The organism is Rhizobium sp. BK376 (assembly GCF_004341625.1).
Lineage (GTDB): Bacteria > Pseudomonadota > Alphaproteobacteria > Rhizobiales > Rhizobiaceae > Rhizobium.
On sequence record NZ_SLZG01000039.1, the window covers coordinates 1 to 25,418 of the forward strand.

The 25,418-nt window shown below is 58.7% G+C and carries 22 protein-coding genes and 2 tRNA genes; 15 read left to right on the forward strand and 9 right to left on the reverse strand.

The window, feature by feature from the left end; genetic code table 11:
• Positions 1–15 precede the first annotated feature (15 nt).
• From EV561_RS34030 to EV561_RS34060, 7 genes are all read left to right on the forward strand, one after another.
• Positions 16–92, forward strand: a tRNA-Met gene (locus EV561_RS34030).
• A 461-nt stretch (positions 93–553) separates the two neighbouring features.
• Entirely contained in the window at positions 554–1,552 is a 999-nt protein-coding gene (locus EV561_RS34035) for a glycosyltransferase family A protein (RefSeq protein ID WP_245513201.1), read from the forward strand.
• Positions 1,549–3,354, forward strand: coding sequence for an ABC transporter ATP-binding protein (locus EV561_RS34040; RefSeq protein WP_132528305.1), 1,806 nt, complete (start codon positions 1,549–1,551; stop codon positions 3,352–3,354). Before EV561_RS34035 ends, EV561_RS34040 begins: the two co-directional genes overlap by 4 nt.
• Positions 3,354–4,577, forward strand: coding sequence for a glycosyltransferase (locus tag EV561_RS34045; protein WP_132528306.1), 1,224 nt, complete (start codon positions 3,354–3,356; stop codon positions 4,575–4,577). Before EV561_RS34040 ends, EV561_RS34045 begins: the two co-directional genes overlap by 1 nt.
• The gene (locus EV561_RS34050; RefSeq protein WP_132528307.1) at positions 4,574–5,887 is read left to right on the forward strand and encodes a glycosyltransferase; all 1,314 of its coding nucleotides are present in this window, start codon (positions 4,574–4,576) and stop codon (positions 5,885–5,887) included. The genes EV561_RS34045 and EV561_RS34050 overlap by 4 nt, the downstream gene beginning before the upstream one ends.
• Positions 5,884–6,624: a class I SAM-dependent methyltransferase gene (locus EV561_RS34055; RefSeq protein WP_132528308.1), complete on the forward strand. Its 741-nt coding sequence runs from the start codon at positions 5,884–5,886 to the stop codon at positions 6,622–6,624. Before EV561_RS34050 ends, EV561_RS34055 begins: the two co-directional genes overlap by 4 nt.
• The gene (locus EV561_RS34060; protein WP_132528331.1) at positions 6,621–7,850 is read left to right on the forward strand and encodes a glycosyltransferase family 4 protein; all 1,230 of its coding nucleotides are present in this window, start codon (positions 6,621–6,623) and stop codon (positions 7,848–7,850) included. The genes EV561_RS34055 and EV561_RS34060 overlap by 4 nt, the downstream gene beginning before the upstream one ends.
• A 3-nt stretch (positions 7,851–7,853) precedes the next feature.
• On the opposite strand, the gene galE is transcribed toward EV561_RS34060, so the two are convergent.
• From galE to copC, 4 genes are all read right to left on the reverse strand, one after another.
• Complete coding sequence (gene galE, locus EV561_RS34065) at positions 7,854–8,828, reverse strand: UDP-glucose 4-epimerase GalE (RefSeq protein WP_132528309.1); 975 nt, start codon at positions 8,826–8,828, stop codon at positions 7,854–7,856.
• Positions 8,825–9,799, reverse strand: coding sequence for a UDP-glucuronic acid decarboxylase family protein (locus EV561_RS34070; RefSeq protein ID WP_132528310.1), 975 nt, complete (start codon positions 9,797–9,799; stop codon positions 8,825–8,827). The genes galE and EV561_RS34070 overlap by 4 nt, the downstream gene beginning before the upstream one ends.
• Positions 9,800–10,130: 331 nt before the next feature.
• Positions 10,131–11,018 carry a copper homeostasis membrane protein CopD gene (gene copD / locus EV561_RS34075; RefSeq protein ID WP_132528311.1) on the reverse strand — a complete coding sequence of 296 codons (888 nt, stop codon included), beginning with the start codon at positions 11,016–11,018 and terminating at the stop codon, positions 10,131–10,133.
• Complete coding sequence (gene copC, locus EV561_RS34080) at positions 11,015–11,380, reverse strand: copper homeostasis periplasmic binding protein CopC (protein WP_132528312.1); 366 nt, start codon at positions 11,378–11,380, stop codon at positions 11,015–11,017. The genes copD and copC overlap by 4 nt, the downstream gene beginning before the upstream one ends.
• Positions 11,381–11,720: 340 nt before the next feature.
• On the opposite strand from copC, the gene EV561_RS34085 reads away from it, so the two are divergent.
• A complete protein-coding gene (locus EV561_RS34085; RefSeq protein WP_132528313.1) occupies positions 11,721–12,494 on the forward strand; it encodes a metallophosphoesterase in 774 nt (257 codons plus the stop codon).
• Positions 12,495–12,515: 21 nt separating this feature from the next.
• On the opposite strand, the gene EV561_RS34090 is transcribed toward EV561_RS34085, so the two are convergent.
• Positions 12,516–12,803 (reverse strand): exopolysaccharide production repressor protein, encoded by a 288-nt coding sequence (locus tag EV561_RS34090; RefSeq protein WP_132528314.1) that lies wholly within the window; start codon positions 12,801–12,803, stop codon positions 12,516–12,518.
• 608 nt (positions 12,804–13,411) lie between these two features.
• Between EV561_RS34090 and EV561_RS34095 the strand changes: the two genes are divergently transcribed.
• The 3 genes from EV561_RS34095 to EV561_RS34105 all read left to right on the forward strand — a co-directional run bounded on the left by EV561_RS34095 (position 13,412) and on the right by EV561_RS34105 (position 17,757).
• Positions 13,412–14,038, forward strand: coding sequence for a ribonuclease D (locus tag EV561_RS34095; protein WP_132528315.1), 627 nt, complete (start codon positions 13,412–13,414; stop codon positions 14,036–14,038).
• A gap of 178 nt (positions 14,039–14,216) precedes the next feature.
• Entirely contained in the window at positions 14,217–15,863 is a 1,647-nt protein-coding gene (locus EV561_RS34100; RefSeq protein ID WP_245513199.1) for an adenylate/guanylate cyclase domain-containing protein, read from the forward strand.
• 262 nt (positions 15,864–16,125) lie between these two features.
• Complete coding sequence (locus EV561_RS34105; protein WP_132528317.1) at positions 16,126–17,757, forward strand: hypothetical protein; 1,632 nt, start codon at positions 16,126–16,128, stop codon at positions 17,755–17,757.
• A gap of 176 nt (positions 17,758–17,933) precedes the next feature.
• Here the strand turns inward: EV561_RS34105 and rpsA are convergent, their stop codons facing one another.
• The 3 genes from rpsA to EV561_RS34125 all read right to left on the reverse strand — a co-directional run bounded on the left by rpsA (position 17,934) and on the right by EV561_RS34125 (position 21,117).
• A complete protein-coding gene (gene rpsA / locus EV561_RS34115; protein WP_132528319.1) occupies positions 17,934–19,637 on the reverse strand; it encodes a 30S ribosomal protein S1 in 1,704 nt (567 codons plus the stop codon).
• A 179-nt stretch (positions 19,638–19,816) separates the two neighbouring features.
• Positions 19,817–20,449 (reverse strand): (d)CMP kinase, encoded by a 633-nt coding sequence (gene cmk, locus EV561_RS34120; protein ID WP_132528320.1) that lies wholly within the window; start codon positions 20,447–20,449, stop codon positions 19,817–19,819.
• A gap of 23 nt (positions 20,450–20,472) precedes the next feature.
• Positions 20,473–21,117, reverse strand: coding sequence for an FMN-binding negative transcriptional regulator (locus tag EV561_RS34125; protein ID WP_132528321.1), 645 nt, complete (start codon positions 21,115–21,117; stop codon positions 20,473–20,475).
• 218 nt (positions 21,118–21,335) lie between these two features.
• On the opposite strand from EV561_RS34125, the gene EV561_RS34130 reads away from it, so the two are divergent.
• The 4 genes from EV561_RS34130 (at position 21,336) to EV561_RS34145 (ending at position 24,504) form a co-directional block, all read left to right on the forward strand.
• Positions 21,336–21,719, forward strand: a complete 384-nt coding sequence (locus EV561_RS34130) for a TIGR02300 family protein (RefSeq protein WP_132528322.1) — start codon at positions 21,336–21,338, stop codon at positions 21,717–21,719.
• Between the two features lie 149 nt (positions 21,720–21,868).
• Positions 21,869–21,944: transfer RNA gene (locus EV561_RS34135), tRNA-Ala, on the forward strand.
• Between the two features lie 381 nt (positions 21,945–22,325).
• The gene (locus EV561_RS34140) at positions 22,326–23,399 is read left to right on the forward strand and encodes a hypothetical protein (RefSeq protein ID WP_132528323.1); all 1,074 of its coding nucleotides are present in this window, start codon (positions 22,326–22,328) and stop codon (positions 23,397–23,399) included.
• A gap of 211 nt (positions 23,400–23,610) precedes the next feature.
• Entirely contained in the window at positions 23,611–24,504 is an 894-nt protein-coding gene (locus EV561_RS34145) for an HNH endonuclease signature motif containing protein (protein WP_132528324.1), read from the forward strand.
• Positions 24,505–24,675: 171 nt separating this feature from the next.
• Here EV561_RS34145 and EV561_RS34150 read toward each other — a convergent pair whose 3' ends face one another.
• Complete coding sequence (locus tag EV561_RS34150; RefSeq protein WP_132528325.1) at positions 24,676–25,341, reverse strand: hypothetical protein; 666 nt, start codon at positions 25,339–25,341, stop codon at positions 24,676–24,678.
• Positions 25,342–25,418: the final 77 nt, after the last annotated feature.

The following is a 25,418-nucleotide window of genomic DNA, read 5'->3' on the forward strand; positions in this document are numbered from 1 at the left end:
GGCTTACCTAGAGGACGCGGGGTGGAGCAGCCCGGTAGCTCGTCAGGCTCATAACCTGAAGGCCGCAGGTTCAAATCCTGCCCCCGCAACCAATACACATAAATAGCCCGCCCCACCGCGGGCTTTTGCGTTCCAAACAGCCCCTATCCCTGGCGCCAAGACGGCATCTTCCCTGGCAACGATAGCCCAGCGGCCAAGCACCATACCTAAAAGCCCAAACCACCGTGAAGAGTGCCGGAAGCAAGGCGAAGGCGATGCTGCCGATCTCCAAATCGTGCGACGCATCATCAGACCAACGTCTGAACCAGCATGGACCCAGGTCCGAGGGCAAGAATCTTTGGTCCTAGTGCCATAGATTTGGACGTCTGCTGCGCCAGCTTCTTGTCGATGCAAGCGTCGGAGTATCCGGCTATTTTTGGCGATGGAGTGGTTCGATGAGCATGGCGGGGTTGTCAAAAACGGGCATGATTGCCGCAACTCCCGTCGTCGCTTCCATCCGTAAAAGCACGCGATGTGCCGATGCCCCTGCGAAGGGCGAAGGGTGGCATTGAGAGTGAAGAGCGAGCGAAGTGCGACCGTCGCGGTTGTCGTGCCAATGTACAATGCCGAGCGAACGATCGGTGCGACCCTGGCCAGCATCTGCCGGCAAACCCATCAAACCCTTGAGATCATAGTCGTCGATGATGGCTCGTCGGACAATTCGGCATCGATCGCGGCCGCCTACGCAAAGCAGGATCGCCGGATTCGGACACTTCAACAGCAGAACAGTGGCGTCGCCGCAGCCCGCAACCATGGCGCTGCTGCGACCGACGCGGCATTTCTGGCCTTTGTCGATGCTGATGATCTATGGGCTCCGTCAAAGATCTCTCTTCAGTTGCAGGCGCTGGAGGCAGGCGGTTCATCGGCGGGATTGGCCTATTGCTGGTTTGCCCTCATCGATGGCGACAGCCGTGTGTTCTCGAAGGATAACCGCCCGGTCGCTGAAGGACGCGTGCTCCAGCAGCTGTGCAGGAACAATTTCGTCGGCAACGGCAGCTCGATGCTCCTGCGTCGTTCCGCATTTGAAAAGGCCGGCCGGTTCGAGCCTTCGCTGAGGGCGCGCAACGCCCAAGGTTGCGAGGATCTTCTGATGTGTCTGCGAATTGCGGAGAGTTATGAATTTCGCGTCATTCCGGAATATCTTGTCGGTTACCGCGTGACGAACACGAACATGTCCAGCGACGTCATGCAGATGCTGCGGTCATGCGAAATCGTTCTTGCCGAATATCGTGAGAAATATCCTCAATATGGCGCTGATCTCGACGGTCATCTGCTCGACATGATCCATTGGCTGGCCGTCAGAGGTTTCGTCGGCGGGCGAACGCTCGAGGGCTGCCACCTCTTGAGGCGATTCTTCGCAAAGGAGCCACGGCGGACAATCTCCTGCCTGCCGCACATGCTGGAAGTCTATTGCCGGGCACGGCTGGTTCCGAATTGGATCAAGGCTCCCGTAAAGCGCTTGCGAAACAGGAACGACAAGTTCCGGCCTCTTTATGCGGAGACAACCCTGTGACGCTGATCGCGCCGGTCTTTCAGCAATTGCGACGGCTGTTTCGCCTGGCGGCAGCACCCGCCTGGGCTGGGCCGACGATCGTCGGGCTTGGATTGGCCGGAGCGGTCCTCGAGGGAGCAGGGCTTTTCCTTTTCATCCCCCTGATCCGGAGCCTCGGGGCAGCAGCGCCCCAGCAGGGTCGATGGCAGCCGATTTTCGACCGACTTCTGATGCCGGTCCCCGAAAGTCATTTGACGGCGTTTCTGGTCGCGCTCTTATGCGTCAGCATCCTGCTCAAGAATGCGGTCCATTTCGTCAACGCCTGGGTGAGCCGATACGTGGACGGTCTTGTCGCACATCGGTTGCGAACAAGGGTCTTCGACCAGACGATCAGTTCCTGCGTCGACTACCGGGTTGAAAACAAGCGTTCGGACATCATCACGACAATCGCCAACAACACCTGGAAGGTCAGCCAAGGCTTGAGCCTCGCCTACCGATTGATGATCTGTTTCTGCACCTTCACCGTCTTCATTCTGCTGATGCTGCTGATTTCCATCCGGCTGACCCTTGTCTCGATGATGTTTCTGTTCCTTGGCGCCATGGCCATTCGTCTGGCGACGCGCCGCGCCGATGAGACAGGCAAGGCCGTTGTCGAAGAAAACAAGCAGTTTGGCCTCAGAATGTGGGAAAGCATCAACGGGCTGCAATTGATCCGCGCCTTCGCTCAGGAGGATTACGAGCGCAGTCGCTTCCGGCAGACGTCGGATACCGTGCGAAAACGTCTTCTGAAACTCGACATGCTGTGGGCGACGCCCGGCCCGGTTTCGGAAATCTCGATCACAATATTAATCGGCGCGCTCGTTCTCATCGCTCAGTCGACGGATATAGGCATTGCCGCACTGGCCGCCTTTCTATCTCTGCTCTACCGGCTTCAAGGTCCGACGCGGGAATTGCTGCAGTCGAAGGTCGCGCTGGATGGACTGACCGGTAGCATTGACGACGTCGACGATTTTCTGCGCAAGACGGAAAGGCCTTTTCTCTCTGAGGGGCATCTGCCCGTATCCGCGCTCGGCAACGACGTCGAATTCCGGAATGTTTCCTTCCGCTATGCCCCCGATCAGCCGCTCGCTTTGCAAGATGTCTCCTTCAGCATTCCAAGAGGCAAGACCACGGCGATCGTCGGCGAGTCGGGAGCTGGCAAGTCGACGATAATGGCGCTCCTTTTCCGCTTTATCGATCCCACGTCAGGCGATGTTCTCGCAGACGGCGTGTCCCTTCCCGAATTCGATCTCCGCAGCTGGCGCAAGCGCCTGTCGCTGATGTCTCAGGAGGTCCATCTCTTCAACGACACGATCGCTGCCAATATCGCCTATGGCGACCTGGAAGCCGGCAAGGCCGAGATACGCAGAGCCGCAGAGATTGCCAGGGCGCATGATTTCATCCGGCAGCTGCCGGGTGGCTACGAGACACGTGTCGGCGACCAGGGGATGCGTCTGTCAGGTGGACAAAGGCAGCGCGTCGCTCTTGCCCGAACAATACTTCGCAATCCCGACATTCTCCTCCTGGACGAAGCGACGAATGCGCTCGATGTCGAGACCGAACAGGCGTTCCAGCTCGCGCTTGATGAATATTCTCATAACCGGACCGTGGTCGTGATCGCTCACAGGCTCTCGACCGTTCAGGCTGCCGACCAGATCATCGTGATGCAGAAGGGGAGCGTCATCGAAGCCGGCTCGCCGGGCGAACTCTTCCAGCGGCAAGGTCATTTTTCCAGACTTCACGAGTTTCAGCTCAACCGCGCTGTCATGGGCGGGATCGGCTGATGAGCTACAGGCTTGCTGAAATCGAGCTGTCGCAACCTCTGGCACCGGTGGAACTCTCTACCGAGCAGAATGGCGTCGGCCTCATCGTCCGCTGGCAAAGCCGGCTAATCGCATTCGAGATGATCGAGCTGCCCGCCGGATCGGTGCTGACGGTCGACAGGCTGAAGGTTCTCGCCGACCAGCGCTTTGCCGGACGCGTTCTTGCTGCAAAGGTGGGAGAAGCACTTGCAGAGAGACGGCCGACAAAGGCCGCGATGCTGCGGAGCCTCAGCATTGCGATCTGTACCAAGGACCGTGCGCAGCGCCTTTCCCGGCTGCTGGGCTCGCTCGATCGGGTTCGGGCGGAGCATGCCTTCCCGTCAGTCGAAATCGTCGTCGTCGACAATGCCTCGGTGGACAACGCCACGCGCGAGGCCGTCACCGGTTTTAGGGATGTCCGCTATGTTTTTGAACCGAGGCCGGGGCTCGACTTCGCCCGCAACGCGGCCCTTCACGCGGCCACCGGCGATATCATTGCATACTTGGACGACGACGTGGTGGTCGACCGCAATTGGCTCGCAGGCCTTGCCAAGGCGTGCCGTGACAATCCCCGTGCCGGCGGCTTTACGGGCCTGGTGCTGCCCTATCGGCTCGATACCGAGGCACAGATCTTTTTCGAACGACGGGGAGGATTTGGCCGTGGTTTTGCGAGAAGGGAATTCCACAATGCGCGGTTCGACAATCCGCTGCACCCGGTGGGATCAGGCATTCTCGGCGCCGGCTGCAACATGGCCTTCGATCGTGCGCTGCTGATCGAACTTGGCGGTTTCGACGAGGCGCTCGATACGGGCGCGCCATTGCCTGGGGGCGGCGACCTCGACATTTTTTACCGTGTACTGCGTTCAGGCAGGCCGATGATCTATGAGCCGGAATACACGGTCTATCACGAGCACCGCGAAACCATCTCGCAGCTCAGGCGACAATACTGGACCTGGGGGCTCGGCATGATGGCCTTCCTCGTCAAAAGTTACCGCGCAGACAGTGAAATGCGTGCGCGGCATCGCGCTATGGTCCGGTGGTGGTTCCTCGATCAGTTGAAGGCGCTCGCTCGCGCTGCAGCCCGGCGTCGTGGCCAAGACCTGCGCTTCGGCATCGCGGAACTATGGGGCGGCATCTACGGCCTTGCGGGTGAATACGATCGCTCGCTTGCCCGCATCCGGTCGATCCGGGAGCGCAATCCATGACGGAGCGCTTCGACATAAGGCATATCGATCTCGCAATCGCCGACGCAGACGCCGGCGCGCCGGGTGGGCGGGCTTTGTCCGTCTTCTGGTGGAAGGACTTGCCGCTTGGAACGCGCGCATCCCTGCAGGAGGAGCTGCCTTTCGGAATCTCCCTGTTGCGCCAGCTCACCGCCGAATATGCGGCCAGGCAATTGGAAGCGCGTGCCGTGATGCTCGGCGCGCCGCTGCGAGCCACCTATGAAGGATGGGCGAAACCCGCGATCTCGTTGGCATCCGCGCTTGAAGCGGAAAATCTGATCGAGAGCCTCGAGGAGTTCGCAACCGCATCTTCAGTCGCCGCGGATGACATTTCCGTGGTGATCTGTACCCGTGATCGGGGTCCGGCGCTGGCGGAATGCCTTAGCAGCGTAGTGGCGCAGCGCGGCACTCCGGGAGAGATCATCGTCGTCGACAATTCCAGAGACGGCAATGCCAGGAGCGTTTGCACCGAATTTCCTGATATCCGCTACGTGCATGAGCCGCGCGCCGGGCTGAGCCGCGCCAGAAACGCAGGGATCCGTGCAAGCCGGCTGAATATTGTTGCCTTCACCGACGACGACGTCGAAGTCCATCCCGGCTGGACCGCCGAGATCGCGCGTGCTTTTGCCGAACGGGATGTCGAAGCGCTAACCGGGCTGGTGCTGCCGGCACGCCTCGACACCGGCGCGCAATGCTATTTCGAGTTCGCCATGGGCGGTTTCGGGACCACCTTCATACCGCGCACTTTCGGAAGACAGTTCTTCGAAGAGACCCGGCCGCATGGGGCGCATGTCTGGAAGATCGGTGCTGGAGCCAACATGGCCTTTCGGCGATCCGTATTCGAGCGGCTCGGCCTGTTCGATGAACGGCTCGGGGCAGGCGCTGCAGGATGTTCCGAAGATTCGGAACTCTGGTACCGGCTGCTGGCGACCGGCGGGGAGTGTCTCTACGAGCCGCGGGCGGTCGTCTTCCACCATCACAGAAGCGATTGGCCGGGGCTCAAGCGGCAGATGAAGGCTTACATGAAGGGTCATGTGGCGGCGCTGATCGTGCAACACGACAATTTCGGCGATCGCGGCAATATCGTGCGCGTCTGGACGCAACTGCCGGCCCATTTCGCGAAGACCTTCCTCAAGACGCTTTTTGAGGGCTCGCCGGGCAGGCTCGGAATTCTGGCCGCGGAAATTAAGGGGTGGCTCGCCGGATTGCAGTTTTTTCTGCGCTTCGGCTGGAGAAAGCAGCAGGTCCCGATGCGCGCAGCCACTGCCATTGCGAAGGAGACAGCACGATGATCAAGAAAGCGCCACTCGGCCGGTTCTTGTCCAGGAACCCTTATCCCAATGGTCTGACGGATGGCCTGTTCTATCGGGAGAAGATGCGCGCCATCCATCGTATTGCCCCAACTGAAACGGCAGGTTCGGGACGGGTGCTGGAAATCGGTGGCGGCCGTAGCGGCCTTGCGAGCATCCTCTACCCGGATGCTGATATCATCACCTTTGACATCGACCCGGAATTGGCCGCGCATCAGCCTTCCTGGGCGAAATCGACTTTCATTTGCGGCGATGCATGTTCGCTGCCTTTCGACGATGGCAGTTTCGACATCGTTACTCTGTTCGACGTGCTGGAGCATATTGAAGACGATCGCCGCGCCGCGAGCGAGGCGTTACGGGTGGTGCGGCCGGGCGGATATGTCCTTGTCTCAACTCCTGAAGCGAAATGGCATTATCCCTATTTCAGTGTCATGAAACCCCATTGTCCGCATGAGAGCGAACTGATGCGCGAATGGGGCCATGTCCGACGGGGATACCGCGATCCGGAACTCACAGCCCTTTTCGACAGGCCGCCGGAACGGCGCGCCACGTTCATCAACCCCGCCACGGCCTTCTTCCATGACATCTCGTTTTCCCGTCTCGGGCGCCGACGCCGCAAGGTACTCTATGCTCTGGCGGCTCCGGTTACGGCTATCGGCTATTTGATGCACCGGCCCACAACGAGCGGCACCGAGACAGCCTTCGCTTGGCGCAAATGAACGGTCGCCAGGCGCCGCGCGTCATCGCCCTCTTTCCATGGGGTGATGTGATCGAGGAGTTTCTCGAGCCGATAGGGCTGGAGCTACAGGATTTCGTCGAGCGGATGACCGGAGGCTGGCTGTTCGGCTATGCAGCCGCGCTAAAGGCGGTAGGGCACAGGCCGATCATCGTCTGCGCATCCGAACGCGTAACCCGAACCGAGTGCTACGAGCATTCGGGCACGGGCGTGTCGATCTGGGTTGCGCCGGGACGGCGGCCTCGGCACAGCCATTCTCCCGCTGCCCATAGCTTGCGCCGCTGGGCAGCGATACCGCTTGCGGCGTTTCACGAGATTCTGACGCGCGCCCGATGCGATGTGCTGCTCGCTCAAGAATATGAATATGTCCGCTTCGACGCGCTCGCATGGTTGGCGCGCCGGCTAAATGTTCCCCTCTATGCCAGTTTCCAGGGCGGAGATCGCGCGCTTTCCTGGATCGAAGCCGTTGCAAGACAGCTTTCCCTTCGCGCTTGCCGCGGCCTGATCGTCGCTTCTTCTGCGGAGCGGGAGCGCCTCACCAACGCCTATCCGCGCATTGCACTCAATATCGCCAACATCCCAAACCCGCTGGACACAGAGGAATGGCGAGCGATGGATCGCAGTGAGGCGCGAGCCGGCCTTGGCCTGCCGCAGGACGGCTTCATTGTCTTCAATCACGGACGTATCGATATCCATCGCAAGGGGCTCGATGTTCTCTTGAATGCCTGGGCGGAGTTCGCCAATGATCCGGCCTGCCAATTGGTAATCATCGGCTCCGGTCAGGACAGCGAGGCATTCGCGGAGCTCCTGCGAAAAAGCAGCCTGTCGAATTTGCGATGGCTTTCCACCTACACCACGGATCGGCCTCTGATCCGACGCTGGCTTTCGGCCGCGGATGCCTATGTCACAGCCTCTCGCATCGAAGGGATGCCGGTCGCACCGTTGGAAGCGATGGCCTGCAGCCTTCCTGTTATCGCCACGGATGCGCAAGGTTTGCCGGACATTCTGGTGCGTGGAGAAGCCTCCGGTGGCCTCGTGGTGGGAAAGGAGAGGCCGGCGGAAATTGCGCAAGCCTTGACGCGATTGAAAGACAACGGAGATCTTCGTTCACGGCTCGGTGCGGCAGCCAGAAAGCGGGTGACGGAAAAATTCTCGTTCGAGGCGGTCGGCGCCGCTCTAGATGATTTTCTGACAACAGCCCGCAGGTAAGGATCACATCCGGCTGCGATACCAGGCAAGTGCCGTGTCGACGATCCTGTCCATGCCGGATTGCGTGGGCACCCATCCAAGCTCCCGCTGAGCCTTGGCGGCCGAAGCGACGAGAGCCGGTGGATCGCCGGGCCTGCGGGGACCGTAGGCAACCGGAAGCTCACGTCCGCAAGCACGACCGACGGCGTCGACCAATTCCTTTACCGTCGTTCCATTGCCCGTGCCGAGATTGTAGGCATGGACGCCAGGCCTCTGCAGCAGCATTTTGCCCGCAAGGACATGCGCCTGTGCCAGATCGCTGACATGGACATAGTCGCGCACAGCCGTTCCGTCGGGTGTATCGAAATCGGTGCCATTGACGGTGAAGACCAGGCCGGACCGGATCGCCGCCTCTATGGCGACTGGAACCACATGCGTCTCAGGCTCATGATGTTCGCCGATCTCTCCATCGGGATCGCAGCCTGCCGCATTGAAATAGCGCAGCATGACAGCGTTGAGACCGTGAGCGCGCGAAAGATCGTCTATCATCCGTTCGATGATGAATTTCGACCATCCGTAAGGATTGATCGGCCACTGTGGATGCTCTTCATCGATCGGCGTTTGCACCGGAATGCCATAGGAAGCGCAGGTGCTCGAAAAGATCAGCTTGTCGACCCCTGCCTTCAGCATTTCCTCGAGCAGCACCAGCGTTCCGAAACTGTTGTTCCGGTAGTAGAGTTCGGGGCGCTCGACAGATTCGCCGACATAGGCATAGGCAGCGAAATGCGCCACCACATCCGGTCGGTACTGGCGCAGCGCTGCAGCGATTGTCTCGGCGTCCGCAATGTCGCCCTCGACCAGTGGCCCCCATTTGACCGCCTCGCGCCAGCCGCGCGAAAGATTGTCATAGGTGACGACCTTCCAGCCCGCCTCGGCGAACGCCTTGCAGCAATGCGATCCGATATAACCGGCTCCGCCGGTGACGAGGACAGTCTTCATTCCGCGGCGACCGATTGCGAAGCGCATAGCGAAAGCCGGTCTTCAAAATGGGCAACAGTTCTGGCAAGCCCTTCTCGTAACTGAACTTTGGGCTTCCAGCCGAGTTCGCGGGTGGCCAGCCCGATATCCGGTCGCCGCTGCCTGGGATCATCGGCAGGTAGAGGCAGGAATTTTATCTTCGATCGGCTTCCGGTGAGTTCGATGACGAGATTGGCAAGCTCGAGCATCGTGAACTCGACAGGATTGCCGAGATTGATCGGGCCTGTAACCTCGTCCTTCGTTCCCATCAGGCCAACCAGGCCGCCGATGAGGTCATCGACGTAGCAGAACGAGCGCGTCTGCTCACCGTTGCCATAGACCGTTATCGGCTTGTTCTGCAGTGCCTGAACGATGAAGTTCGAGACAACGCGGCCGTCATCGGCCTGCATTCTCGGACCATATGTGTTGAAAATCCGCGCGACCTTGATCCGGAGACTGTGCTGGCGCCAATAATCGAAGAACAGGGTTTCGGCGCATCGCTTTCCCTCGTCGTAACAGGAGCGCGGGCCGATCGGGTTCACCTTGCCCCAATAGCCCTCCGGTTGGGGATGGATTTCCGGATCTCCATAGACTTCCGACGTGGAGGCCTGGAGGATCCTTGCGCCGACCCGCTTGGCAAGGCCCAGCATGTTGATCGCGCCATGAACACTGGTTTTGGTCGTCTGTACTGGATCGAACTGATAATGAACCGGGCTTGCGGGGCAAGCCAGATTGTAGATCTCGTCGACCTCTACATAGAGCGGGAATGTGATGTCGTGACGGATGATTTCGAAAGACTTGTCGTCGAGCAGATGCGCGACATTGCCTCTCCGTCCGGTGAAAAAATTATCGACGCAAATAACCTCGTGCTTTTCCTGCAGAAGTCGCTCGCAAAGGAACGACCCGAGGAAACCTGCACCGCCTGTCACCAGGATTCGCTTGGCTTGCTGCATGGCCTCTTACCTCGAAGCCAATTCCGCGACGGCGCCGCGGAGAGGAACTGCGGCAGGCATCAGTGCGATGGTGCCGTTTTTCAGGAAACCGTCCATGTTCATCAATCTTCTCCGCGCGCCCTACAGAAATGGTCAGATACCCTGCCACTTCCGGCGCGGAAAAAACTGGCGCAGGAGAAGGCGTAATTCTATGGCATTAGGACCAAAGATTTGCGTTCTGGGAGATAGGTCTGTCCGGGCATAGGACGTTGGTCTGAGCAGAAATGAGACAGCGGTTCGCTGGCTTCGCTCCCAGCTCTCGACCAGCGGACCAAGAGTGTGGCTCCAACCCTCAAGCAGGCTCCAGCATGCCGAAAACAGCCACGCAGGCGATCGCAACAATGCCAAGTGCGATCTCTACAATCGTGCCTGTACGGATTGCGGCCAGTGCACGTTGAGGCTGCCGGCCTATCCTCGGGACGAAGACATATCGGTTGATGATCGCAAGCATCGTCATGCAGGTGACGACGGCAATCTTGAACGCCAGCATCGCCTGGTAGGGAGAAGCCCAGTTCGTCGGCAAGCGGCCCAGGATCAGCGCCGTGTTGATCAGTCCCGATAGAATGACCAGGGCGACCGCTGCGTGTCCGATATTGGAGAACCGTTTGAGTGCGCGTCCCGCATCCCGCCTGCATTCCTCTACCTCAAGCAATCGCAGGATGGGGAGCAGCGGCACAAGCGCTCCGAACCAGCTGCCTGCGGCAAGAAGATGGACGATATCGTTGAGGCGATGCGCAAACCCAAACCAGCCCTGATGCATCGCTGCGTGGCCGGTCAATGTCAGGGACGCAAGGCCAAGCCCTGCGGTCAGAGCAAGTGCTGCCGGCCTCAGGTGGCGTGGAGCAAGGAATGCCAAGAGGAGAAAAAAGTTGGTGACGGCCTGGACTTGCCATGCCCGTCCCGCCGTCGTGTCGAAGAGCACATCATGAATCGTCGCTGGATTGACCGTATCCACCCAGCCATTACCGATTATTCCGGTTTGCAGAGGCAAGGCAATTGCGGTCGTCAGTATGGCAACGATTACGGCTGCCAGCACAAAGCCCGTAAATTTTGGCCAGACGCGCCTCGATATGGAAGCTGACGCAAGAACGGAAAGGAACGCCGAGCAGCCCCACAGAAGCATGAGCGATGTATCGTGCAGAAAACGGCACGCCTGATATGCTATGTCGGGAGTGATCAAGGCGTCACGGTAAAGCTGTAGCTGCCGCTGCTCTTATGACCATCGGTCGAAAGAACGTGCCAGTTGACGGTGTAAGCGCCGGCGGAAAGCGTTTGCGACACCGGCACGATCAGGACTTTGTCCCCATCCATGAGCATGGGGTCGCCGGTCTCGACTGCCGATTTGTCCGATCCCGTGATCGTCAGGCCGCTGAAATTCAGATTGAGGGCCTCCGAGAAGCTGAGATCCAGCTCCGTCGGCGATGCGGAGACTGAAGACCTGTCCGCCGGCGAGGACGTCGTGAGTTCCGCATGCGCAAAGGCGGGCCTTGCAAGGGCAATCAGGGCAGCGGCAAGGCCGATAATCATGATCCTTTTGCGCATTTACTTCTCGTTGCTATGGAAATTCAACCTGCTGGCCGCACGGCGGATATCAAAATGAAATTACATCGCTTTCTTGGATATCAGGATCATACTCGATACCGGTTTGGATGAAGTGCGAGCGACGCAATTGCCTTATCGCAAAAACGCATCCGTTTCACGTCGATTCACTGTCTGCAACATAGTTGGTAGACATTCCCAAATCGCATTTATTCCAAGCCCTCAAAGGATTACCACTTCCTTATAAATCCTGCTAACAGCATCTCGGCAAGGCCGATAGCATCTCCGCGGGGCCTTGGAGATGCGGCATTTAGGCCTTGAATGCATGAGGCGAAAGGATTGCATGGCTGGAAATTCATTGCGCAGGCAGTTGTCTGCCCGGTTCGACCGGTCGCGCCGCCGCGCCTATATAGATAATTCGGAAACCCCGACCTATGTGATCGGCGACGTTCACGGGCGCCATGATCTCCTGGCTGAAGTCGAGGCGACTATTATCGCCGACGCGTCGCGGCTGCCCGGTCGAAAGCTGATCGTCATGCTCGGAGATTTCATCGATCGCGGGCCGGCATCTGCGAGAGTGATCAGCCGGCTGATGGCGCCGCCCCCGCCGGGTTTCGACCGCGTCTGCCTGACCGGAAACCATGAGCTGGCAATGCTTTCCTATATCGATGACGATATATCGCTCTCGCAATGGTTCGCCATGGGAGCCGATGTCACGCTGCATTCCTACGGGCTCGATGCGGCGCATCTTGCGCGCCAGTATCCCTCGCAAAAGAAGCTCGATGAATTCATCCGATCATCCCTGCCGGCCAGTCACGTGACTTTTATGCGCGAGCTTCCGATCCTTCTGGACACGCCGAATGCGCTCTTCGTCCATGCGGGGATCGATCCAGAGGTACCGATCGCAGAGCAGGTGGACGAAGATCTCGTCTTCATCAGGTCTCGTTTCCTCGATAGCGTCCAGCCGCTGCCGAAGCTCGTTGTCCATGGGCACACGCCGATAAAGGAAGTGAAGGCTCGCGGACTGCGCCTGAACCTCGACACAGGCGCCTTCCACACGGGCAGGCTGACAGCCGCCCGCCTGTGGAACGGTCGCGTCCATGTCTTTTCGACTTGACCTGGTGCAGCCAAAAAACCGTCAGGAACCGATCGGCGGAGATTGCTCAAATCCGACCGCTGGCCGAGACATATCGTCGGACGGCAGGCCGGTTCTGGTCGGTTGCTCGCTTTCCAGAAACGAATGCCGCGTTTCGGCCGCTTGCCAGACCATAAAGAGCACGACCGCGAAATAGCCGACCTGCAACAGGATTGCAGCCCCGATTGTCTCGAAGAAAGTCGTAATAAAGGATCCGTTGATAAAATAGCTCGCTATCGCAAACACGATCAACGTACTGAACATACCCACAAAAACGCGTGGCGCTCCCATGACATCACCTCGCACAGAGTGGTCGTTACTAGAAGAAATTGAAACCCCAGAGCTCCCCCTCACGGTTTCATGTTAACTATATTTCGGAATGATGACGCATTCAAACAAATATTGCCGTTAGGAGCCTCATTTGTACTGGAAATGGCCCGCTGGTTGAGGAGCTACGCCAGACCGCAAGCCTAAAAGTTGCATGCAGCCAAAAATGCCGGGAAAATGGGCAGCCCGTAAGGTAAGGGAACACCTTGGAGGCCGAATCAGTCCCTAAAAATCCAAGGGCGGCCACGCATTGCCGGCGTCCTTCTCAAGACAGTTGCCGGCTCCGAAACGCGAACCTCTCCGCCTAAGCTCTGTTACTCCATGCGTGCGACGGAAGTCTTTGCGAAGTATTTCGCAGATGCAGCAAATATTGATCGCAACCCGGAGATTTGGCAGCGACGGCACTGTGGTCGGAAGCGCGAAGCAGCCAATCATGTGGCGGGCGGACATCCGCCCTTCATCCCGCTAGCTATTCGTTCCAGAAAAGTCGCTGGGCAGTATCGCTGTTTGCCTCCGTGCGCTATAGCGGGCAAGACAAGCAATCGATCCGAAGACCGAGACTGGAGAGTTCCATGGCTGCCACCATTCGCTATCACGAAGGCGACATTTCCGCCGCAGATGCTGCGCGCTATACCGGCGCCATCGCGATTGATACCGAGACGCTGGGATTGGTGCCGCGCCGGGATCGGCTATGCGTTGTCCAGCTGTCGCCGGGCGACGGCACGGCTGACGTTATCCGCATTGAAGCCGGCCAGAAAGAAGCGCCCAATCTCGTCGCCATGCTGGCTGATCCGGCTCGCCAGAAGATCTTTCATTTTGGTCGCTTCGATATTGCCGTCCTGTTTCATACTTTCGGGGTGACGACCACGCCGGTCTTCTGCACGAAGATCGCCTCGCGGCTGAGCCGTACCTATACCGACCGCCACGGCCTGAAGGACAATCTCAAGGAAATGCTGGATGTCGATATTTCCAAGACACAGCAATCCTCCGACTGGGCGGCGGCGACCCTCTCGCCCGCGCAGCTCGAATATGCAGCTTCCGATGTCCTCCATCTGCACGCGCTTCGCGATCGGCTGACCGAGCGCCTCGTCCGCGATGGCCGCATCGAGCATGCGGAAGCCTGCTTCACCTTCCTGCCCACCCGCGCCAAGCTCGATCTGCTCGGCTGGGAGGAAACGGATATTTTCGCCCATAGCTGAGATTTTCCCAGTGACCGCCGGATAGCAAGGCGTCATCCCTGCTCGCGTCTGCCCGCCCCTTCCGAAGACGGAAGGGCGGTACTGTGCTAGTCTCTCCAGATGTCGTGGATACGATCTGTCAGAACCACTCGGGGGGCGAATGGCGAGCGTTCCTGTTAAGCGACGGCTGGCAGCAATCATGGCCACGGACGTGGTTGGTTATGCCCGCCTCATGGAGAGTGACGAAGAAGCGACCCTTGCTCTGATCAAGGCGTTGCAGGCTGACCTAATCGCGCCGAACATCGAGCGCAACGGCGGCAGCATATTCAAGCTGATAGGCGACGGAACCTTGTCGGTGTTCGATTCCGCCACCGGGGCAGTCGAATGCGCGATGGCGATCCAGGGCGAATTGGCGCGCCGCGAGCGAGAAGGCGCCCGCATCGTTCTTAGAATTGGGATCAACCTTGCCGACGTGCTGGTCGAGGGCACGGATATGTTCGGTGACGGAGTAAACGTCGCCTCCCGGGTTGAGGCAAGCGCGATACCCGGCGGCATTTGCATCACCGATGGTGTCTACCACCAGATCGCCGCGCGCATAGGCGGCGAGTTCGCCGAGGGCGGGGAAAAACGCCTGAAGAATATCGAGCGGCCCGTTCGCGTCTGGCACTGGCAACCGCCTCACGCCGAAATCGCAAAGGCGGAGCCCTTGCGCAGTGGTGAACCGGTGGGATCGCCGGAGCCGGAAAAAGTCCTGGTCAGAGTTGGGGGCACGTCTTCGGCCCTTCCCCATCAGCAGGAGGTCATGGGGTTGGTAACTTCCGGCCTCGAACAATTCCTTTCGGATCGGCATTGGATCGACGTCGCGTCTACTTTGACCGCCGAAATGGGTACCCGTTCCCACGACTACACGGTCAGCACTAGCGTTCATGGGGCGGGTCCGTTCCGGTTGAATGTCAGGTTCCTGCACACCTCGGCTACTTCAATCCTCTGGTCGAGGGCCTTCGATCTTCCCGCGGATTGGGATATCGACGCCATTGAATCGGCGGCGGCGGAGATTGTCTCGCTCGTCGTCGACAAGGTGCTTTCCAGCGCATCAAAGACCATTGCGAAGAAGCCGGAGGCTTCCTGGTCTGCATACGAGAATTTTCTTTACGGCAGGATGCTCGACGCGAAACACCTGTTGCCCGAAGCGGAGCGCTTCTTCCAGAGAGCGACGGAACTCGCCCCAGCCTTCATCGACGCGCATGCAATGTATGCCATTACGCTCTGCTATTGCTTCTTCACAGAAGGAGTGATCGAGCGACTACACCGCGCCGAGGAAATCTCGCGCATTGCCTTGCGGCTCGACAACAACCATGCCTTTTCCCACTACGCGGCGGCATTGGTTCAACTGTCGATGCGAAACTATGATGGCGCTGAATCCCATTACGCCAAGGCACGCGATCTGGCGCCGGGCGATGTGGAGATTCGCGCCGATCATGCCGAGTTGCTTCACTACGCCGGTGATTTGCAAAAGGCCGCAACCGAAATCGGGGAATGCTTCAGGAAGTCGAAGTATCCGCCCGTGTGGTTCTGGGCCGTCAGGGGGATTATCCGGCTTCAGCAAGGCCATCCGGATGCCGCCGTCGAGGATTTCGAAAATGTCCCGAGCAAGTCATGGCGGACGCTGATCTTGCTCGCCGCAGCTCATGCCCTGCGCGGTGACGAAGCGCGGCGGGAGTACAGCGAGGCCGAGGCGCGCAGTCTCCAGCCACGGCTGAGCCCAGAGCTGGTGCGAAGAACGTTTCCCTACCGCGACGAAGGCGCACTTGCGAAGGTCCTCGGCGCTTTCGGGCCCGCGACATAGGTATTTGGCGCATTCCACCAAACGCCGATGCCGGTTCCGGTATTTCTAGCCGACCACGGCGGCCGATGCCGTGCCGCGTCGATCTCTTCGCGTTTAAGGGTTTCTTAAAGCGATTCTTACATCATCATTAATGATTCCATGCGTTCGACGGGCGTCATGAAGCGCCCGGCAGCCGTAGACACTGCCTTGGAGCGCGACCGACCGCATGAGCGGCTCGCATGTCACCTGCTTCCATCGTCACTTGCCGAGAAAGGAGCGCATCATGCTGCAGCCGGTCCCAGCCATATCCAACATAATCGCCGCTTCTCAGAAGCAGGCAGTCACTGTCAGCACGGGTGTTGCCAGTCCCAGCGCCGCCGCGACCGCGACTGCGGCGCTATCGCATGCAGCCAGCGCAACCGTGGAAGGCAAACTGAGCATCATGCTCATGGCGATCCGCGACAGCATGGTCCAGAGCTTGCTGGATATTATGAATTCCGTCAGTGAATCGCTCGGGTCTCCCCCCGAAGCTGACGAGAGCAATGTCGCCCATGCATTGCGGCTTGCCGATGTCATTCAGGGGCTTACCCCGAAGCAATTGGCGACCGTGCAGCAGCAATTGCAGGCGCAGGGCCAACCGCTTCCCCTGCAGCTCGTCGCCCAGGCGCTCAAGGATCCCGCAGGCCCGGAAGCCGCACATATCATCGCCTATCTGGAGACCGCGCGCTTCAAAGGCCGCGATCTGGTGGCCGAGGCCGTTATCGATTCCTACGGCGAAAACGAAGGCTTGCCGAAAGGCGAGGAGACCGCGGCAGCTCCCGAGGCTGACCCCACCACCTCTGCCGCTCCGCAAGCCGCGTCCGCAGGGCCTCGCGCCGAGCAAACCGCGACATCGGACCGGACAAATTCCAATCCATCTGCGGCGCCGGCGGAAGAAAAGCAGATTGCCCAGGAAATACAGGCCAGCGTCCAGTCTTTTCAAGCTGATGCGGTGGAAGAGCTGGTGTCCGATCCCCCGATCGCCGCCGCAATATCTGTCGGCGAAGAGCCGGTTCAGGCGTCGGCCGATGCGTCCGGGGAGGCGGCGGCATTCGTTGCGGCCAGCGTTGCCGAAGCATTGGAAGCCGTCGCCGACAATCAGCCTTCGGATGCCGCCACGTTTGATCCGCAGATCATGCAGAATGCCCTGCCCACGGAACTCAAGGAGATCGCCGCCGACGTCCAGGAGGGGCTGAAAGTGGCCATCCAGTTTGCCATGGAGGCTGTCGGCCCCGAGATCGACAGCATCAGGGCCGAGGGCGAGCAAGTCGCAAATGCAGTTATCGCCAATGCATTGATTGCCGACGTTCTGGATGCTGCCGAACTACATCAGCAAGATGTTGCCCGTAGCGCCGGCGAATTGCCCTTGCCGCTGGCAAATATACCTGCCCCGGCGTGGCATGAGGCCGCTGACGATGCTGCGGCGCCTTTCTCTTCTGGCTACCCGCCGCCGCCAAGCGACGGCACGCCATTGACGCCGGCTCAGGCAGCTGCAGCCGCCGTTTCCACTCCGCCGCCGGCGCAATTGCCACTCGGCGTTCCCTTCGCCATCGTGCAGTACCCGCCAGCGCCTGATGTAGTCGGCAAAAAGGATGAATCCGGCGTGGACCGCGTCGAGGCTGTCAGCGATGAAGCCGAAGGCAAGGGCCGCCGGCGGGAAAGGGCCGGGGAAGAAGAGCAGCCTGACGACGCGGAGGAGCAGGCGCAAGACACCCCCAAACGGGCAGCCGATGCCTCCGACGAGCTTCCGGTTTCCGCTGACGACGTCGTGGCAGAGGATGCCGCGCAGGAGCCGCTTGCTTTGCCGATGCCGGCGCCTCTGACGGGCCTGCAGCAGGAGGCCTATGATTTTTACCAGCGCATGGCGGCGGAATAATCATTTCCATAGCAGGCAATAAAAAACCCGCCGGATCGCTCCGGCGGGTTTTTTGTCTCTAAAGCAATTCCAGCAAAAGTGTAACGCGGTTTTGCGTCCGGAACTCCGTCAAATCAAAGCGATAGAGCACTTCCGCGATTCGAAGAAAAGCGGAAGCGCTCTAAGCGTTGCGAGGCTTATTCGCCGCCGCGGTTCTTCAGAGCCGCGCCGAGGATGTCGCCGAGCGAAGCGCCGGAGTCGGACGAACCGAACTGAGCGACGGCTTCCTTCTCTTCTGCGATTTCCAGAGCCTTGATGGACAGCATGATCTTGCGGTCCTTCTTGGAGAAGTTGGTGACGCGGGCGTCAACAACCTGGCCAACCGAGAAGCGTTCCGGACGCTGCTCGTCGCGGTCACGCGACAGGTCAGCACGACGGATGAAGGAAGTGATGTCCTCGTGGTTGACGAGCTTCACTTCGATGCCGCCATCGTTGACTGCGATGACTTCGCAGGAAACAACAGCGTTCTTGCGCAGTTCGCCGGAAGCAGCGGCATCACCGACAGCGTCCTTGCCGAGCTGCTTGATGCCGAGCGAGATGCGTTCCTTCTCGATATCGACATCGAGAACGACAGCCTTGACCACGTCGCCCTTGTTGTACTCCTCGATGACCTGTTCGCCCGGGCGGTTCCAGTCGAGGTCGGAGAGGTGCACCATGCCGTCTACGTCGCCGTCGAGGCCGATGAACAGGCCGAATTCGGTCTTGTTCTTGACTTCGCCTTCGACTTCAGCGCCGGCCGGGTGGTTATGGGCAAATGCCTGCCACGGATTTTCGAGCGTCTGCTTCAGGCCAAGCGAGATACGGCGCTTGGTCGGATCGACTTCGAGAACGACCACTTCGACTTCCTGGCTCGTGGACAGGATCTTGCCGGGGTGTACGTTCTTCTTGGTCCAGGACATTTCCGAAATGTGGATGAGGCCTTCGATGCCCGGCTCCAGCTCGACGAACGCACCGTAGTCGGTGATGTTCGTAACGGTACCGGAGATCTTCTTGCCTTCCGGATACTTGGCCTGGATGCCATCCCACGGATCGCTCTCGAGCTGCTTCATGCCGAGCGAGATACGGTGGGTTTCCTGGTTGATGCGGATGATCTGAACCTTGACCTGCTGGCCGATGGACAGGATTTCCGACGGATGGTTGACACGGCGCCAAGCCATATCGGTGACGTGCAGCAGGCCGTCGATGCCGCCGAGGTCAACGAACGCACCGTAATCGGTGATGTTCTTGACGACGCCGTCAACAACCTGGCCTTCTTCGAGGTTCTGGACGATTTCAGAACGCTGCTCGGCACGGGACTCTTCGAGAACCGTACGGCGCGAAACCACGATGTTGCCGCGACGCTTGTCCATCTTGAGGATTTCGAAGGGCTGCGGGTTGTGCATCAGCGGAGTGACGTCGCGGATCGGACGGATGTCGACCTGCGAACGCGGCAGGAAGGCGATGGCGCCGTCGAGATCGACGGTGAAGCCGCCCTTGACCTGGTTGAAGATCACACCTTCAACGCGCTCGCCAGCTTCGAACTTGGCTTCGAGCTTGATCCAGCTTTCTTCGCGGCGAGCCTTCTCGCGCGACAGAACAGCTTCGCCCAGCGCGTTTTCGATGCGCTCGACATAAACTTCGACTTCGTCGCCGGGCTTCAGCGAACCGTCCTTGGCGCGCGCACCGAATTCCTTCAGCGCGATGCGGCCTTCGACCTTGAGGCCGACGTCGACAACGGCAACGTCCTTCTCGATGGCCGTTACGATGCCCTTGGTGACATAGCCTTCTGCCAGATCGTTCTTGGCAAAGGACTCTTCGAGAAGGGCCGCAAAATCCTCACGGGAGGGGGTAGCTACAGACATAAAATCTCCTGGCGTGTCCAGCTCTGGGCATCAGACACGAATGCGCCGGTGGGTTGGTGTTGAACGGCCTGAGTTCCATCCGCCCTCTTGATCAGAGGGCAATCCGGCGCGGGGACGGAATTTCAGGCTTGCCTTAAAAAACGTTGGCCCGTGCCGGAGGCACGCAAGGCCGCGTCAATTCAGGTATTTCGGCTCAGGGCGGCGTCTATCAAGGATTTCGCAGCCTGAAACGCCGCCTCTATACTCATTTCCGAGGTATCAAGCAAGTGCGCGTCATCAGCGGGTTTCAGCGGACTGTCCGCTCGCCCCATGTCGCGTTCGTCGCGTATCTTAACATCCTGCAGGACCGCTGCAAAATCAGCCGAACCGCCGCCCGCGATGATCTCGTCATAACGCCGCTTAGCCCTGACCTCGGCAGAGGCTGTGACATAGAGCTTCACCACGGCATCGGGGCAGACGACAGTGCCGATATCGCGGCCATCCAGCACCGCGCCCGGGGCCTTCCTTGAAAAGGCGCGCTGCGCTTCCACAAGCGCCCGGCGAACGGCCGGCATGACGGCGATCTTCGAGGCGGCCTCGCCGATCTCGTGTCTCGACAGTATATTGCGATCGAGCCCGGCAAGATCAACCTTGAGGGCCATGCCCTCGGCGATTTTTTCATCATCGAAGGGCAGGCCGGCATCGAGCAACGCCTTTGCGGTGGCGCGGTAGGTGAGACCGGTGTCGAGGTGATGGAAGCCGTATTCCTCGGCAATCCGTCGCGACAGCGTTCCCTTTCCGGCGGCCGCCGGTCCATCGATGGCAATGATCATGTCAAAAATTCCGTTCCGCTTGCTCAATCAAGCTTGCCGTATCGGCGCACCAGTTCCGCCATCTCGGCGGTACCCGTGGCCCCACTATTATCTTCGAGCCCGTGGACAACGCCCTTCCGGTCGGCTTCCGGGCGGTTCTGGCTCACTTTCCATTTGCCGTCGATCTCGGCAATCTCGATTTCGATGCCGATGATCCCCTTGATCTGCGAAGCGATGAAATCGGCAGGCGCGTCATCGACGGCCCAAGGTGCAGCCCGCTGGCCTTCTTGGCTGCGCGTCAGCGCCTCGATCTGTGTCCGCAGCCACGCGGCATCCTCGATCACCCGCGCCGGGCCGCGCGCCTGGACGATGGCGTAGTTCCAGGTCGGCACCACTTTGCCGGTCTCCTGCTTGGTCTCATACCAGGACGGCGTCACATAGGAGTTGACGCCCTGGAAGACGACGAGAACGGGAGCGCCGCTGGCAATATCGCGCCATTGCGGATTGGCCTTCGCCACATGCGCCTGCAGCGTACCCTTCGGCGAAAGACCGGCATTCAGATAAAAAGGAATGGAATTGGCAACCGGGCCGTCGCTGCCTGAGGAGATCAGCAGCCCGAGCGGGTTCTCGCGGATCAGCGCATGCTGAATATCGAGATCGGTTTCGCGAAAATGCGGCGGCTGATACATGCTTTCTGCTCCGGCCCTCCCTTGCTAGCCGGCTCGTTAACACAAAGGTTTCCGGCCGTCATCTTTCCCATCATATAGGCGGCGCGGCATGGCTGCAAAGTTTAGCTTTGACAGATAGGGCAGCAACGATTAAGGGGACCGGCTTATAAATTTCCCCTATAACGCCGGCTTGGTCGGCATTGCCGAAGATTGATTCGGCCATACACGAGGCTTTGACAGTGGCGAAAGCGGAACTTGGAACTAAGCGTACCGATCCTGATAACGGCAAGAAGTTCTACGACCTGAACCGTGATCCGGTGGTTTCCCCCTATAGCGGCAAGTCCTGGCCCTTGTCCTTCTTCGAAGAGACCTCCGCTTCCAAGGAAGTTCCGGAAGAAGACGAGGTTGCGGAAGTCGATACCGAGAACACCGAAGTCGAACTGGTTTCCCTTGAGGATGCCGAGGACGGTGCAGCCGGCGACGATATCCCCGACATCGGCGATGACGACGTCGAAATCGACGGCGACGATGACGACGACACCTTCCTCGAAGCCGACGAAGATGACGATGACGACGACATGAGCGGCATCATCGGCGTAACCGGCGACGACGACGAAGTCTGATCCATACATGTTCGGCTCGGGAAACGATAAAAGTTCCCGAGCCGATATTTTTCGGCTTGCTATCTTGAAAAACCACAAGTAATAAGCCGCCACCCGACGGACGAAGCGCCAGAGGGAACCCAGGACCGGTTCGCCCGGACCCATCAGATGGGGCTATAGCTCAGCTGGGAGAGCGCTTGCATGGCATGCAAGAGGTCAGCGGTTCGATCCCGCTTAGCTCCACCAAAATTCTCTACATTCTTTTTTCTGCAATAAAAACAAGTCGCTAGAGTGTCATCCTGTTTCCCTAAGTACCCATAAAAGTACCCACAGGAAGTACCCAGCTACCTATCAAAGTGACTCCTCCATCGGGTCTATCCCGTTTACAACACAAATCAAAGATAGCCCCGTGAGTGCGCGGCGCGGACATTGTGCGGGAGCATGAGCAGCTAGCCGGGCGGTGTACTTTCTTTGTCCCGCCGGGTTGGCCAAGAGTTCACCGATGTTCTCTGTCTGTCCTTTTGGTGTTGACTGCCAATTGGTATCAATTCGTCAGCCATGATAAAATTGCGTGTGAGAATGATTCTCTCAACCGCCGCGAGTCGGGTTGCCAGTGGGAAGGACCACATGAGCCAAAAGGTCAAACGCGAATTTGATGTAAGGCCTGAATATCTAAAGTCTCAATTTCTAGACCACATACGGACGAAGGGTCTGCCCGAAACCTGTCCGTTCATCACGCATGAGAAGCCGCCAGTCGATGGCATCGAAGTGATTCTTCAGGATTTTGTCATCTCACGGCAGGTCCTTGAGAAGTTCGGCTACGCGCCCTGTCCTATATGCAGCCCGGTCAAGCCGAAATACGTCAAGGGTCACCTGCTGTGGTCCAGCGAATCGAAGGCTCTTTATGCCGTAGGCCACTGCTGCGGACATGGCTTCTTTGCAAACGACAGCTTGGAAAAGGCTTTGAGCCAAAACAAGAGGGCTGAGCAGCGACGGCATGTTGAAGCATTCATTGAAGCCCATTGGACCTTCCCAAAGGACCTAATGGCTTACTGGGAAAACCTGAAGCCTGCTGTACGTGATCTGGACAAGGTGTTGCTCGCAATCCGGGTTGGTCTCCGGCCTGCTGTCTGCAAGGACATCCACCGGACAACACGTGATGGCGGCTTTCTGCATATCCAGCAGAAGGTTGGCGAGACAGGTAGCGATGGGCCGGATGGCCTGAAGATCGTAGAGCAGCGCTTCGGCACGATACCGGTTCGCGGTGCTACGGTCCTTCGGGGTGGCAACAGGGGTATTTCCGTGGAGGCGAGGATATCAAACGTTGTGGCTGCCCTGTCGAACGTCGAGTGGCAGACGGAGAATGAGGCCCTCCTTTGGATATGCGACCAAGTGGATAACGACTTGTTCCATATGGCTGATTTCATACGTGATGCAGTTGAGCATATCGCCAAGGCCATTGGGGACATCGCAGCCTTGCAGATCTTCATGGAGCCGGAAAACCTCGATCTCATCAGCGCTTGGTCTCTCGCGGCCCACGGCAGGCAAGGCTCCGTTTCGATCAGCAACGAAGGCGGAATGGTGACCATGATGCGCGGCACGAAGCAGCACAGACGGTTCAGAGTCCCAACGACGCTGACTCAACAGCTGGCACCCGCTCCGGCGCTAAGGGACGATGAGGAAGGCGGCGGTTCAGCTTGACGCTCGTCTTAAGCCACCAAAGATATACAAGGGGTCACAAGTCTCCGAGGTAGTCATGTGGGGGGCTGCGAGATTCCCCCGTTGGGCATGACGGCAACAGACCTATTTGAGGCCAAGAGACTCTTTGTTAAGACGACGCGTGCACGGCTGGTCAGCCAGAGTTCAGTAAGTTGTGTCGTCGATAGCCGAACGAAAGATGGCTTGGAAATAGATGTCAGAAACAAACCGCTACGGGTTAAGCCGCGACATTCCTTCCAGCGTGAAGAAACAAGTTCGCCAAGCGTGTAGTTTTGGATGCGTTGTTTGCGGTCAAATCCCCTATGATTACGATCATTTGAGAATCCCTTTTGCCGATGCTCGCGAACACGATCCAGACGACATCGTATTGCTTTGCGATGCTTGCCATCGACGGAAGACCGCCCACATCCTTTCGACGGATATGATATTGCTTGCCATGAAACATCGGACTGCCGCGCAATCGCCCACCCGATTCAAGCTATCGGCCCTGAAGCACGACTTTTGTGTCAGCTGGGCAGGCAATCTAATTGAAGCAAACAAGAACGTGATTCTCGTGGATGGGGTGCCAATCCTGAGTTTCGCGCCTACCGACAATCCACTTGAGCCTATACTTATCAGCGGATCATTTTCCGACCGCTATGGCAACGTCGTGTGCGAGATCGATCAAAATGAATTTCTGGCCAAAAGTGCTTCATTGGGCGATCTAACAGTTGTGTCCAATCGATTCACCTTCCGTATGCCCGACGGCAAGATTGCTCTTCAATACTCCCTTTCGGACAGTATTCTTGACATCAAAGATATCTTTCACACAAAGAACGACGCCTACGTCTACGGCAAGAATGGACGACTGCAGGTGGGAAATCTCTTTCGTGGTGCAGCATTGGAGAACTGTGAGTTTTACGCGTGCGATATCGCTATATCGGTTGCGAGCACCGTCGAGCGCCTAGATTTCTCCAACGTTGATATGTCGCGCTTTCCGTTCGGCGAGGCCGTAGGCAACGTTCACAGTAAGAATGCCGTCGCGATCCGAATCCGGGGCAATGCTGCATTTAACGTTTCCAGCACAATGCGATACGAGTGGGCTTAAATCATCTGTCTCACCTACTGCGGGTGTTTCTGGCTCAATCGAAACCTGCAATCCGGCCAAAGCAATTTGAGGTCACGTATCCGAGAAGCTACCTCAAAGAAGTGCCCGCGCGGATTTCCCCCGTGCCCATCCATGGGACCCATTTGCAGCATATCGGAGCCTTTCTGTCGCCTACAGCCCGGTATCGCTCTCTGCCCGCCTTAAGACCCCCTCAATCGCCATGATCTCCCGGAGCTCTGACAGTCGCCGCGTCCCAATGAAAGCAATGCCACTAAAGAAATCATCACTTGCCGGGGCAACCAAGCCGGTGCGCATGAGGGAGGCCGCGTAGGTGGTCGCGTCGCTGGACGCCATATTGTATTCCTGGAGAAGAGTGAGCCAGCAATCCTGCCAATATCGTGTAAGCGGGGAGCTCTCCGGGACGGCGCTGGGCTCTCTCGCTTCGAGGCGCTGCATAACGCCCAGCACAATGACCTCTTCCCGCTGTAGTCCAGCGAGCGTATCCGCCCAACGCAAAAAATCATCGGCATGCAATCCAGGACCCTCAGCGCTTCCTACGATCACTCTCGCAAGCAGGCGAAGGTTTAATCTTGCGGCACCCTCTTGAGCGGCCCGCATGTATCGGTAGGTAATGGCTGCCGCCTCTTCCCCATCTTGGAATTCGATAGTTCGCGCGCCATGCCGGATTTCATCTAGCAATATTTCGCGAGCATTCCGAACCCGACGCTGAAGTAGCGCCCTCAATGTTAATACGCCTGTGGTTGGCGCCGTCGATGACAGGACGTACCCGTGTGCCGCCATAAAGTCGCTGACCAACTCGCCAAAAAGTTCAAGCATACCGGCACCGCCCGCTAAAGAAATTTTGGGTCACGCATTCGAGAGGCCACCTCGTGGGAGTGCCCGCGAGAATTTCC